Annotated in this window: 11 protein-coding genes; 6 read left to right on the forward strand and 5 right to left on the reverse strand. The window is 74.3% G+C overall.

Annotation, left to right across the window (positions count from 1 at the left end; genetic code table 11):
* Together LN037_RS27550 and LN037_RS27555 are read right to left on the reverse strand one after the other, a co-directional pair.
* On the reverse strand, positions 1–376 hold a 376-nt coding region (locus tag LN037_RS27550; protein WP_443611904.1), incomplete at its 3' end, for a TerC family protein.
* A 223-nt stretch (positions 377–599) separates the two neighbouring features.
* Entirely contained in the window at positions 600–2,162 is a 1,563-nt protein-coding gene (locus tag LN037_RS27555) for an Rv2578c family radical SAM protein (protein ID WP_230759510.1), read from the reverse strand.
* Between the two features lie 112 nt (positions 2,163–2,274).
* On the opposite strand from LN037_RS27555, the gene LN037_RS27560 reads away from it, so the two are divergent.
* From LN037_RS27560 to LN037_RS27575, 4 genes are all read left to right on the forward strand, one after another.
* Positions 2,275–3,642, forward strand: coding sequence for an acyl-CoA dehydrogenase family protein (locus LN037_RS27560; protein ID WP_230759512.1), 1,368 nt, complete (start codon positions 2,275–2,277; stop codon positions 3,640–3,642).
* A gap of 72 nt (positions 3,643–3,714) precedes the next feature.
* Positions 3,715–5,178, forward strand: a complete 1,464-nt coding sequence (locus LN037_RS27565) for a hypothetical protein (protein ID WP_230759514.1) — start codon at positions 3,715–3,717, stop codon at positions 5,176–5,178.
* 162 nt (positions 5,179–5,340) lie between these two features.
* Complete coding sequence (locus LN037_RS27570) at positions 5,341–6,075, forward strand: hypothetical protein (protein WP_230759516.1); 735 nt, start codon at positions 5,341–5,343, stop codon at positions 6,073–6,075.
* Between the two features lie 63 nt (positions 6,076–6,138).
* The gene (locus LN037_RS27575) at positions 6,139–6,516 is read left to right on the forward strand and encodes a hypothetical protein (protein ID WP_230759517.1); all 378 of its coding nucleotides are present in this window, start codon (positions 6,139–6,141) and stop codon (positions 6,514–6,516) included.
* 15 nt (positions 6,517–6,531) lie between these two features.
* Here the strand turns inward: LN037_RS27575 and LN037_RS27580 are convergent, their stop codons facing one another.
* Complete coding sequence (locus LN037_RS27580) at positions 6,532–8,181, reverse strand: NAD-dependent malic enzyme (RefSeq protein WP_230759519.1); 1,650 nt, start codon at positions 8,179–8,181, stop codon at positions 6,532–6,534.
* Between the two features lie 211 nt (positions 8,182–8,392).
* On the opposite strand from LN037_RS27580, the gene LN037_RS27585 reads away from it, so the two are divergent.
* Positions 8,393–9,286 (forward strand): DUF8692 domain-containing protein, encoded by an 894-nt coding sequence (locus tag LN037_RS27585; RefSeq protein WP_230759521.1) that lies wholly within the window; start codon positions 8,393–8,395, stop codon positions 9,284–9,286.
* Positions 9,287–9,329: 43 nt separating this feature from the next.
* Here LN037_RS27585 and hisS read toward each other — a convergent pair whose 3' ends face one another.
* Positions 9,330–10,598, reverse strand: coding sequence for a histidine--tRNA ligase (gene hisS, locus LN037_RS27590; RefSeq protein ID WP_230759523.1), 1,269 nt, complete (start codon positions 10,596–10,598; stop codon positions 9,330–9,332).
* 14 nt (positions 10,599–10,612) lie between these two features.
* A complete protein-coding gene (locus LN037_RS27595) occupies positions 10,613–11,305 on the reverse strand; it encodes an MBL fold metallo-hydrolase (protein ID WP_230759525.1) in 693 nt (230 codons plus the stop codon).
* Positions 11,306–11,411: 106 nt separating this feature from the next.
* Between LN037_RS27595 and LN037_RS27600 the strand changes: the two genes are divergently transcribed.
* Positions 11,412–12,209 carry a peptidylprolyl isomerase gene (locus LN037_RS27600; RefSeq protein ID WP_230759527.1) on the forward strand — a complete coding sequence of 266 codons (798 nt, stop codon included), beginning with the start codon at positions 11,412–11,414 and terminating at the stop codon, positions 12,207–12,209.
* Positions 12,210–12,239 lie beyond the last annotated feature (30 nt).

The following is a 12,239-nucleotide window of genomic DNA, read 5'->3' on the forward strand; positions in this document are numbered from 1 at the left end:
TCACCAGTGCGATGAGGATGCCGACCAGCAGGACCCGGTGTTGGAAGGCCTTGGGCACCGCGAACGCGGTCATGATCAGCAGGAACACGAACAGGTTGTCCACCGACAGCGAGTACTCGGTGACGTACCCGGCGACGAACGCCGTGCCCTGCTCACGGCCGCCGAACCAGAAGACCCCGGCGGCGAAGACGGCCGCGAGACCGACGTACACCCCGACCCCGCGGGCCGCGTCGCGCATCGTCACCTCGCGCGCCCGGCGCCCGGCCCAGAGGTCGACCGCGAAGATCACCGCCAACCCGACGATGGTCAGGGCCCAGACCCAGAACGGCTCACCGCCGGCGGGCGCGGGGACGGGTGGTGCTGCTGCTGGGGACATGGCTCCTCCGGTGACGACGCATCACGTGCTCACCGGAGGTCTCTCCCGCCGCCGGACCCGTGGTGGAGCCGACGCCGGGCGCCCCGGACAGCGTCGGAGCTGTCGTGCTGACGAGGCACCCGCAGGCGTTCCGGGGATACTCCCCTCCGCACCTGCGGATGCTCCCGGCCCCGGGACGGTCGTGTCTGCGTTGGGGAGATAGACCGCGTTGTGGTCGTAGTGGTCACAGGAGCGACAGCTGCTCCGGCGGGGTCTGCTCCACCAGCGGGGCCGGCACCCGCGGCAGCGCGCCGTCCGGCCACGGCTCGGGGTTGTCCGGCGCCGCACCCTTCCCGCCGTCCAGCCGACCGCCCATGTGGTGCCCACCGCCCTCGAGGCCGTGTCGGCGCAGCAGCACACCCACCCGCCGGGCCAGGTCGGTGCGATAGGCCTGCTGCACGTAGGCGCCGCGGCGGTAGAGCTGCGCGTAGCGCTCCAGCAGGTGCGGGTGCTCGCGGGCGAGCCAGCCGTGGAACCACTCCCGCGTGCCCGGCCGCAGGTGCAGCGCCAGGACCGACACCCCGCTGGCGCCCGCCGCCGCGATCTCGGCGAGCAGGGCGTCGAGGGCCTCGTCGGAGTCGGTCAGCCCCGGGAGCACGGGGGCGACGAACACCCCCACCGGGAGCCCGGCGTCGGTGATGCGGCGGACCAGGTCGAGGCGGGCCCGCGGCGTCGGGGTGCCGGGCTCGACCGACCGGTGCAGGTCGGGGTCGAGCATCGCCAGCGACACCCCGACGCCCACGGGGACGTCCCGGCCCGCCGCGGTGATCTCGGGGAGGTCGCGGGCGAGCAGCGTGCCCTTCGTCAGGATCGACAGCGGGGTCCCCGACGAGCCGAGCGCCCGGATGATCCCGGGCATGAGGCGGTACCGGCCCTCGGCGCGCTGGTAGGGATCGGTGTTGGTGCCCATCGCGACGTGCTCGCGGGTCCAGCGCGGCGACCGCACCTCCCGGGCCAGCACCTCCGGGGCGTTCAGCTTGACCACGACCTGCCGGTCGAAGTCGTCGCCCGCGTCCAGGTCGAGGTAGGTGTGGGTGTTGCGGGCGAAGCAGTTGTGGTGGACGAGCCCCACGGCCACGTAGTCCCCCGTCGTCGTCGTGACGTCGAAGACCTCCTCCTCCCCCGCCGGCTCGACGGCGACCACGGTGCGGTCGGCCCCGCGGGCCTCGTCGAGGACGTCCCGCACCCCGGCGAGCCCGGGCGCGGGCAGCGTCTCGGCGCCGACCAGGGCGTCGCCGGGCACCATCCAGGTGCCGCCGTGACCGTCGGCGCCGGCCCGCGACACGTGCCGCCACCCCGTCCGGGCCAGCAGTCGGTGGTCGGCACCCACCACGACCTCGGTGCCGTCGGCCAGGCGGACGCGCACGACGGGCCGCCGGCTCGACCAGTGCGCGAGCACGTGGGTGCGGACGAGCCGCCGCACCCCGCCCTCCACGACCGTCCCGACGACCGCGTCGCCCTCGCGCACGTCGGCCATGCGCACCGAGCCGCCGTCGGCGCGCAGCACCGGCGTCGGGCCCACCGTGCAGTAGGTGCACGCGTGGGAGCAGCCGCGGTACGGGTTGACCGTCCACGCGAACGGCATCGGCGAGCCGCCCGGCACCCGGTTGAGCACCGAGCGGGCCCGGACCTCGTGGAACGTGATGCCCGCGAACTCGGGCGTGCGCACGCTGCGGACGAGGCCCTTCAGCGCCGGCATCCCCGGCAGCGTCCCGTCGTCGTCCAGCTGCTGACCCGCCCACCGCATGGCTAGCAGTCGAACACGTGTTCGCATCGAACGCAAGTTCGATCATCCGGCGTGGTTTCGGTACCGCCGGTACGCGGTACTGCAGATCACACCGGATCAGGAGGCCCGCGTCATGGCGTTCACGCTCGAGCTCACCCCGGCGCACCACGAGCTGGTGCGCCGTGCCCACACCTTCGCCGAGGAGGTGATCCGCCCGGCGGCCCCGAAGTACGACGAGCTGCAGGAGTGCCCGTGGGACATCGTCGACGCGGCCGCCCGTGAGGGGTTCTACAACGCGCTGTTCTACGCCGACCTGATCGCCGACCCGACGGGGCTCTCCCTGCCGCTGTTCCTCGAGGAGATCTTCTGGGGTTGCGCGGGCATCGGGCTCACGGTCGTCCTGCCGGCCCTCGCGCTCTCCGCGCTCAACCAGGCGGGCACCCCCGAGCAGATCGCCACGTGGGCCCCGGAGATGTTCGGGACACCGGGCGACATCAAGCTCGCGGCCCTCGCCGTGAGCGAGCCGCAGGGCGGCAGCGACGTGTCCAACCTGCAGACCCGGGCGGTCAAGGACGGCGACGACTGGGTGCTGAACGGCACGAAGATCTGGATCGGCAACGGCGGCATCGCCGACGTGACGGTGGTGAACGCCGTGGTCGACCCCGATCTCGGCACCAAGGGCCAGGCCATGTTCCTCGTGCCGAAGGGCACGCCCGGCATGGACCAGGTCCGCCGTCTCGACAAGCTCGGGCACCGGGCCTCCCACACCGCCGAGCTGTCGTTCACCGACTGTCGGATCCCCGGCGACCAGCTCCTCGGCAGCGAGGACAAGCTCAACCACAAGCTCGACAAGGCCCGGCGCGGCGACTCCACCCGTTCCGCCGCCCTGGGCGCGTTCGAGCAGACCCGACCGATGGTCGCCGCCATGGCCCTCGGCGTCGCGCGGGCGGCCTTCGAGTACGCCTGCGACTACGCCTCGCGGCGCGAGGCCTTCGGAGGACCGATCATCGAGAACCAGGGCGTCGCGTTCCCGCTGGCCGACCTCGCCGCCGACATCGACGCCGCCCGCCTGCTGGCCTGGCGGGCCTCGTGGATGGCCGCGAACGGTGTGCCCTTCCACTGCGGCGAGGGCTCGATGTCGAAGCTCAAGGCCTCCGAGGTCGCGGTCCGCGCCGCCGAGCAGGCCATCCAGACCTGCGGGGGCTGGGGCTACGTCAGCGACCTGCCGGTGGAGAAGTGGTACCGCGACGCCAAGCTCTACACGATCTTCGAGGGCACCAGCGAGATCCAGCGGATGGTCATCGGGCGCACCCTCGCGACCGAGGCCTCCCAGACGCCGCAGCACCACCTGCTGCCCGGCGACCACGGGGGGCTCTCACGGAAGTTCGGGCACGGCTCGCTCGCGCGCGCCCGGGCCGGCGAGGCGTTCCTCAAGCTCGCTCAGAAGGCCCCGCACCGGCTCCTCGAACTCGGGGGCCGACTCGCCTCGCCCGGGCGCTGATCACGACGGCGGGTGCCGTGACCCTCTAGGCTCACAGCACTCGTCCCCCGGATGCCGTAGTGAGGGCCCTCGATGACGCAGTCGACGCCGCCGTCGCGCCGTCCCGCTCCCACCCCCGGGGTGTTCGACACGGTGTACGCGCTCGCGGCCGCCTCCGCGCGGACCGCGGTGGAGCTGACGCTGCGCGGGCCCTCGATCGTCCGCGGGCTCGCGTCGGCGGCGCACACCGTGTCGGTGGAGGTGACCCCGCTCGTCGGGGACGCGCTGCGGGCGCTCCCCCGGGTGGTGACCGTGCTCGAGCAGCTCCTGCCGCTCGCGCAGGACCTGCAGCGCTCGCTCGACGAGCTGGCCTCCGCGACGCCCGACCTGCACGCGCTCGCGCAGGCGGTGCCGGCGCTCCAGCAGCTCGGCGGGGCGGCGGAGGACATCCGCGCGCTCACCGCCGCGGTGCCGGCGCTCCAGCAGCTCGGCGGGGCGGCGGAGGACATCCGCGCGCTCACCGCCGCGGTGCCGGCGCTCCAGCAGCTCGGGGGTGCGGCGGAGGACATCCGCGCGCTCACCGCCGCGGTGCCGGCGCTCCAGCAGCTCGGCGGCGCGGCCGGCGACATCCGGGCCCTCACCGCCGCCGTCCCCGCCCTGCAGCAGCTGGGCGGGGCCGCCGAGGACATCCACGCGCTGACGGCCGCGGTGCCGGCGCTGCAGCAGCTCGGCGGGGCCGCGGAGGACATCCACGCGCTCCGCGAGGCGGTCCCCGCCCTGCAGCAGCTCGGCGGTGCCGCGGCCGACATCCACCTGCTCACCGGTGCCGTCGACTCGCTGGCACGGCTCGGGAGCGCGGTGGACGACCTCCGGCGCATCGCCGCCGCCACCGACGACATCGGCACGATCGCGGGCGCCGTCACCACCGTCGAGCAGATCGCGGCCGCCGTTCCGACGATCGAGCGGATCGCCGACGCCGTGGGCACCGTCGAGGCCATCGCCGCCGCGGTCCCGACCGTCGAGCGGATCGCCGACGCCGTCGGCACCATCGAGCAGATCGCCGGGGCCGTGCCCTCCATCGAGCGGCTGGCGGAGGCCACCGGCACGATCGGGCGCCTCGCCGACGCCGTCCCCACCGTCGAGCGGGTCGCCGACGCCGTGCCGACGGTGCAGGCGGTGGTCGACGCCGTCCCGACCGTCCAGCAGATCGCCGACGCCGTCCCCGCCATCCGGGCGCTGGCCGAGGCCGTCCCCGAGGTCCGTCAGCTGACGGCGGCGATCGAGCACGTCGAGACGCTCGCCCACCACGCCGACACGACGTTCCCGGAGCTGCCGCCCCGCCTGCAGACCCTCGACTCGTCGCTCTCGGTCGCGGCGTCCGAGCTGGTCCGGGTCGCGCCCGACCTGCGGACCGTCGCGGGTCGCATCGAGGACCTCGACGGCCAGATCAAGGTGCTCGCCGACGCCCTCGCCCCGCTGCAGGGCACCACGGAGCGGCTCGGTCGCCTCGTCGACCGCCTGCCGGCGGGTCGTCGGCAGAAGGCCGTCGAGGGCTGACCCCACCGGTCGGGCGTCCCCCTCGGCCCCACGGACCGAGCGTGCCCCGCCGATGTGACCTCCCGTGCCGGTGTCGTCCCGACGACGGGCCTGCACCGTGGTCGGGGAGCTGCGTGCTGCCCGACGCGGAGGAGGCACCCCTTGGGTGGGAACGGCATCGACGTGACCGACTCGACGGAGCCCCGGGTCGGCACCGAGGACCGGGCCACGCAGGAGGGCGACGCGCCGCCGTCCCGACGCCGGGTGGTCGGCGTCCTGGCCGACCCGGACCGCCCGATCGAGATCGCCGAGGCGATCGCCGACGGCCTGCTGCCCCGCCTGCTGGCGGAGGAGATCGACGACGGTGTCGTGTGGGAGGTGCACACCTGCACCCGCCCCCTCGCCGTGGGCGAGGAGGACATGTCCGAGATGCTGGACGCCGCGGCCCGGCTCCTGGCCGACGAGACGTGGGACTGGGCGGTGTACATCACCGACCTGCCCATCCGGTCCGACGGTCGTCCGGTCCTCGCCGACGTGTGCGTCGACCGCGGGGTGGCGACGCTCTCGCTGCCGGGTCTCGGCATGCTCGCCCTGCAGCGGCGCACGGCCGCCGTCGTCGTCCGTCTCGTCGCCGCGTTGTGCGGCGCCGCCGAACGCACCCGCGTCGATCGGGGCGTCCTCCACCGACACCGCGCGACCCGGAGGATCGCGGCCGTCACCAGCCCGATCCGCAGCACGTCCGTCGGCGACGGTGACGGCCGCGAACGGCTCCACACGCCGCCGGTCCGCGGCCGGATCCGGCTGCTCGCCGGGATGATCCACACCAACCACCCCGGACGGCTCCTGCTGGGGATGTCCAGCGCCTTCGGCGCCACCGTCGCCGCCAGCGCCTTCATGATCTTCAACTCGTCGACCTGACGGATCGCCACCACGGCCGGCTCGGTACGGCTGCCGCTGGCGGTCGTCGCGGCCGCGCTGCTCATGACCGCGTGGATCGTGGCCCGCCACGGCCTGTGGGAACGTCGCCGCCACCACGAGGACCGTGAGCTCGTCCACCTCTACAACCTGGCCACCCTGGCCACCATCGGGCAGAGCGTCCTGGTCCTCATCGGCGCGACCTTCCTGATCGACCTCGGCGCCGTGCTGTTCCTCCTGTCCCCGGAGGCCATCACGACCACCCTCGAACGTCCACCGGTGCTCTCCGACTGGTTCGCCATCGCCGCACTCGCCACCGTCGCCGCCACCCTCGCCGGTGCCGTCGGCATCGGGCTGCAGCGCGAGCAGGACGTCCGCAACGCCGCCTACGGCTACCGCGAACGCGAGCACCGGCGCGATGCCCACGACGACGGCGATCAGTAGGCGATCAGTAGGCGATCAGTAGGCCGGGTCCCAGCGGGTCGCGCGGATCGCGTCGTGCAGCTCGTCGTCGGAGGCCGCCGGGGCGACCCCGTCGACGACCGCCCGGCGGGCCACGGCGAGCGCGATGCCGTCCGCGACGTCGCGGACGTCCGCCCACGCCGGCAGCAGCGGTGCGTGCGGGTCACGCAGCGCCGGGGAGGCGTCCCCGAGCGCCCGGGCGGCCGCCCGCATCATCGCGTCGGTCACGCGGGTGGCGCGGGCCGCGGTCACGGCCAGCCCGACCGCCGGGAAGATGTAGACGTTGTTGCACTGGGCCACCGGGACGTCGGCGGCCCCCTCCCGCGCGAGCGGCGGGAACGGCGAGCCGGTGGCGATGAGGGCGCGCCCGTCGGTCCACGCGTCGACGTCGGCCGGGCGGGCCTCGGCGTTCGAGGTGGGGTTGGAGAGCGGGAAGACGACGGGCCGGTCCACCTTCGCCGCCATCGTCCGCACGATGTCCTCGGTGAAGGCGCCCTGCGCGGTCGACAGGCCGAGGAGCACCCCGACGGTGACGTGCTCGACGACGTCCGCGAGCCCGGGCAGCCCCTCCACGCCCCAGCCGGCGACGTCGGCCGGGTCGTGGGCGAACGCCCGCTGGTCGTCGGACAGGTCGTCGCGGTCGGTCGTCAGGAGGCCGCGCACGTCGACCACCCAGCAGCGGGCGCGGGCCTCGTCCGCGGACAGGCCCTGGTCGACCATCTCCTGGCGCACCATCTCCATGACCCCGATGCCCGCCGACCCGGCCCCGAGCATGACGACCTGCTGATCGGCCAGGCGCGTGCCGGCCACCTCGGAGGCGCCCTGCAGGGCCCCGAGCGCGACGGCGGCGGTGCCCTGGATGTCGTCGTTGAAGGTGAGCAGGCGGTCCCGGTAGCGGGCGAGGATCGGGGCCGCGTGCGGGGTGGCGAAGTCCTCCCACTGCAGCAGCACGTCCGGCAGCTCCGCCTCGACGGCGGCCACGAAGTCCTCGACGAAGGCGAAGTAGTCCTCGTCGTCGATCCGGCGGTGGCGCCACCCGAGGTAGAACGGGTCGTCGAGCAGGTCGGCGTTGTCGGTCCCGACGTCGAGCAGGATCGGCAGCGTGCGCGCGGGGTCGATCCCGCCGATGAGGGTGTAGAGCGAGAGCTTGCCGACCGGGATGCCCATCCCGCCGACGCCCTGGTCGCCGATGCCGAGGATCCGCTGGCCGTCGGTCACGACGATGACGTCGACCTCGTCGTGGGGGCGGTTGCGCAGCATCTCGCGCAGGTTCTCGCGGTCGGGCCAGGCGAGGTAGAGCCCGCGGGGCCGGCGCCACAGCTCCGAGAAGCGCTTGCAGCCCTCGGCGACGGTCGGGGTGTAGACGAGCGGGAGCGCCGTCGGGACGTCGGCGGCGAGCACGGAGTAGAAGAGGTGCTCGTTGCGGTCCTGCAGCGAGCGCAGGTAGACGTAGCGCTGGAGGTCGGTGGCCTGCCGGTCCACCTCGCCCCAGCACCGGCGCACCTGGTCCTCGAGCGTCGTCACCGCGTACGGCAGCAGCCCCCGCAACCCGTGCTCCGCGCGCTCCTCGGCCGTGAAGGCGGTGCCCTTCGTGCGCATCGGGTCGTCGAGGATGACGCCCTCGTCACCCGTCCCGGCTGCCCCCATCGTGTGCTCCTCCCCTGACGGTCCGCACTGGTCAGGGTGCCGTGGACGCTCCGTTACCCGCGCGTATCGGACGGGGGTTTGAGGAGAAGCTGAGCATGGGGGCGATAACGGGTGTTCCGTCCCACTCGTTACCCTCACGTTCACCTGATCGTCGTGATCATGACGGGGCTCGTTCAGCACGCGGCCGATCCCCGGCGAGAGGGAGGCCCCGATGACGACGCACCCCGCAGGGCCGGTGCCGGCGGACCGCTCCGACCTGGCCGAGGCCGGACGGATGCTGCTCCGCACCGTGCTGCCGGTCGGGGTCCTGCTCGGGCTCGCCCTCGCGGTCTACGGCGGCACCGGGCACGACCTGACGATCGTGCTGCAGGACCGGTTCCCCGAGGACTCCGAGTACTCCGGGCTCTTCACGATCGTCTTCTGCAGCGCGCTCATGGTGTGCGCCGGGATCGCCCTCGGCTCCCTCGTGGTCTCCCGCGCCTGGGCCCGCTCCACCGGCGACACCGCGGCCGCCTCACCCGCCCTGCGCGCCGGCCTCGCCGTCGCGGTGCTCTGCATCTTCCTCGGCTTCGACGACGTCATGATGGTCCACGACGCGGTGCTCCCCGGCGCGGGCATCCCGGAGAACGCCGCCCTCGCGGCGTACGCCCTGCTCGGCCTCGTGCTGGTCGCCTGGGCGTTCCGGCCGCTGCTCGCCGAGCGCCTCGGGCTCACCTTCCTCGTCGGACTCGTCCTGCTCGGCGGCTCGCTCGGCGGGGACGTCCTCGAGTCCTTCTTCGAGGAGGACCGGCCGGGGATCGCCACGGCGCTCGGCCACGCCGAGGACGCCGTCAAGTTCCTCGCCTACGCCGCGCTGTGCCACCTGTGCGTGCTGCTCGCCCGCCGCGTCATGGCGCGGACGCTGTCGGCCGCGACCGAGCGGGCCGCCCGGGAGGCGGTCGAGCGGTCCGGCGGTGCCGCCCCGGCCGCCGCGACGTCGGGTTCCGGTCGTGTGCCGCTGCGGGTCACCCCCGGCCGGCACGCCGCGCCCACCGGCGCGACCCCGACCGTCGGCGCGGACGCCGATCTCACCCGTCCCATCCCGACGCCGGGGCCGCGACGCTAGCTCCCGCCGGACCCGCCGGACCCGCCGTCGGGAAGGGACGCGGTCAGCCGTGCAGGGCCCGGTCGACCGCCGCCGCGGCGTCGGTCAGGGCGACCTCGGTCTGGCTGCCGTCGCCGAGGTCCTTGAGCTGGACCGTCCCGGCCTCGAGGTCGCGGTCGCCGAGCACGAGGGCGTAGCGGGCGCCCGAGCGGTCCGCGGCCTTCATCGCGCCCTTGAGGCCGCGCCCGCCGTAGGCGAGGTCCGACCGGATCCCGGCGCGGCGCAGCTGCCCGACCAGCCCGACGAGGTGGTCGCGGGCGGCCTCGCCCAGCGGCACGCCGAAGACCTCGACCCGGCGGGCCGGGGCGACCTCCAGCCCCTCCGCCTGGCACGCGAGCAGCGTGCGGTCCACCCCGAGACCGAAGCCGACCCCGGAGAGGGCCTGCCCGCCGAGCTCGGCCATGAGCCCGTCGTACCGGCCGCCGCCCCCGATCCCGGACTGCGAGCCGAGTCCGTCGTGGACGAACTCGAAGGTCGTCTTGGTGTAGTAGTCGAGCCCGCGGACCATACGCGGGTTCTCGGTGTAGGCGACCCCGAGCTCGTCGAGGTACTGCTTCACCTTCGCGTGGTGCGCGGCCGCGGCGTCGGAGAGGTGGTCGACCATGAGCGGCGCGTCCGCGAGCTGCTCGCGGACCTCGGGCCGCTTGTCGTCGAGCACGCGCAGCGGGTTGATGCGCGCGCGCTCCCGGGTCGCCTCGTCGAGGTCGCACTTCTCGAGGAACGCCTGCAGCTCGGCGCGGTAGGCCGGCCGCGTCTCGGCGTCGCCGAGCGAGGTGAGCTCGAGTCGGTAGCCGGTGAGGCCGAGCGCGCGGAACCCGGCGTCGGCGACGGCGAGCACCTCGGCGTCCAGCGCCGGGTCGTCCACCCCGATCGCCTCGACGCCGACCTGCTGCAGCTGCCGGTAGCGGCCGGCCTGGGGGCGCTCGTAGCGGAAGAACGGGCCGGCGTAGCGCAGCTTGACCGGGAGCGTGCCGCGGTCGAGGCCGTGCTCGATGACGCTGCGGACCACGCCCGCCGTGCCCTCCGGACGCAGCGTCACGCTGCGGCCGCCGCGGTCGGCGAACGAGTACATCTCCTTCGACACCACGTCGGTCGACTCGCCGACCCCGCGGGCGTAGAGCGCGGTGTCCTCGAAGACGGGCAGCTCGAGGTGGGCGTAGCCGGCGCGGTCGGCCTCGCGGACGAGGGTGTCGCGGACGGCGACGAAGTCGGGCCCGACGTACTCGGGGATGCCCTTGGGCGCGGCGAAGCCGCCGGGCGGGATCTCGGCCATGCGGTGTGTTCCCTCTAGAGGTTCCGGCCGGGCGCGTTCTGCGGCCCCTGCAGGAACGGGTTGGTGTGGCGCTCGTCCCCGATGGTGGTCGGCTGCCCGTGGCCGGGCAGGACCGCGGTCTCGTCGGGCAGCGTGAGGAGCTTGGTGCGCAGGCTGGTCATCATCTCCTCCAGCGAGCCGCCGGGGAGGTCGGTCCGGCCGATGCTGCCCTGGAAGAGGGTGTCGCCGGCGAGGACGAACGGGGCGCCGTCCTCGGTGGCGCTGCGGAAGATCACCGAGCCGCGGGTGTGTCCGGGCGTGTGGTCGACGGTCAGCGTCAGCCCCGCGAGATCCAGCGTCGCCCCGTCCGCGAGGGTCTCCACGTGCCGCGGCTCGCGGAACTCCAGGCCCGGGTACATCGCGGCGAGCTGGGCACCCATCGGGCCGACCCCGGCCAGCGGGTCGGCCAGCATCGCCCGGTCCTCCGGGTGGATCCACGCCGGGATGTCGTCGCCGTCGCACACCGGCGTGACCGACCACATGTGGTCGAGGTGCCCGTGGGTGAGCAGGACCGCGACGGGGCTCAGCCGGCGGTCCGCGAGGACCTTGCGCAGCGGCTCCTCGGCGTCCTGCCCCGGGTCGACGACCACGCACGGACCGCCCTCGTCGGGCGCGATCACGAAGCAGTTGGTCTGGAAACTCCCGGCCGGGAACCCGGCGACCAGCACGTGGGCCCACCCTCCTCGAGACGACTGGCGTCCAGCCTAGTCGTCGCCCGGTGGCCTCCCCTGACCTGCCCGAACTCACCGCGGCCTGACTTCCTAGGATGCCGCCGTGCCGACCAACGAGCAGCGCCGCAAGGCCGCCAAGCGCAAGCTGGAGCGACAGATCGAGCGCCGCGCGGAACGTGCCCGCCGTCGCCGGCAGCGGCTGACGATCATCGCGGTCGGCGCCGTCGTCGCCGTTCTCGCCGCCGGCATCGCGATCTACCTCGGCACCCGCCCGAGCGAGACGACCGCGGCCCCGGCCGCCGCCTCCGGGGCATGCACGTACACGCCGGACGGCCAGGCCTCGCGGCCGGTGCAGACGCCCGACCCGAACCCGGAGCGCACCGGCGTCGTCGGGCTGACCCTGCAGACCTCGCAGGGCGCGATCCCGCTGACCCTCGACCGGGCCCAGGCCCCGTGCGCGGTGAACGCGGTGACCTCGCTGGCCCAGCAGGGCTTCTACAACGACACGCCGTGCCACCGCCTCACCACCGGCGAGGGCCTCAAGGTGCTGCAGTGCGGCGACCCGAGCGGCACCGGCTCGGGCGGCCCCGGGTTCCGCTACGCCGAGGAGCCCCCGACGAACCTCGCTCCGTCGCCGCTGGGCCAGGGCGCCTCGAACTACGCCCGTGGCCTCGTCGCCATGGCCAAGACCTCGCAGCCCGACACCACGGGCAGCCAGTTCTTCCTGGTCTACGCCGACTCGGCCCTGCCGCCGGAGTACACCGTCGTGGGCCGGATCGCCCCCGAGGGCCTCGCGGTGCTCGACAAGGTCGCCGCGGGCGGGACGGACAACTCGAACGGCGAGGGCGACGGCAAGCCCGTCACCGCGGTCCAGATCCAGCAGGCCCAGGTCCAGTCCTGAGGTTCCGATCCCGACGGCGGGTCGCGCTGC

It is taken from the genome of Actinomycetospora soli, assembly GCF_021026295.1.
GTDB lineage: Bacteria > Actinomycetota > Actinomycetes > Mycobacteriales > Pseudonocardiaceae > Actinomycetospora > Actinomycetospora soli.

Excerpts from the sequence above, each read along its gene's own strand:
- LN037_RS27555 (WP_230759510.1), bottom strand. The coding sequence starts at position 2,162 with ATGCGGTGGGCGGGTCAGCAGCTGGACGACGACGGGACGCTGCCGGGG.
- LN037_RS27560 (WP_230759512.1), top strand. The coding sequence starts at position 2,275 with ATGGCGTTCACGCTCGAGCTCACCCCGGCGCACCACGAGCTGGTGCGC.
- LN037_RS27565 (WP_230759514.1), top strand. The coding sequence starts at position 3,715 with ATGACGCAGTCGACGCCGCCGTCGCGCCGTCCCGCTCCCACCCCCGGG.
- LN037_RS27575 (WP_230759517.1), top strand. The coding sequence starts at position 6,139 with ATGACCGCGTGGATCGTGGCCCGCCACGGCCTGTGGGAACGTCGCCGC.
- LN037_RS27580 (WP_230759519.1), bottom strand. The coding sequence starts at position 8,181 with ATGGGGGCAGCCGGGACGGGTGACGAGGGCGTCATCCTCGACGACCCG.
- LN037_RS27585 (WP_230759521.1), top strand. The coding sequence starts at position 8,393 with ATGACGACGCACCCCGCAGGGCCGGTGCCGGCGGACCGCTCCGACCTG.
- hisS (WP_230759523.1), bottom strand. The coding sequence starts at position 10,598 with ATGGCCGAGATCCCGCCCGGCGGCTTCGCCGCGCCCAAGGGCATCCCC.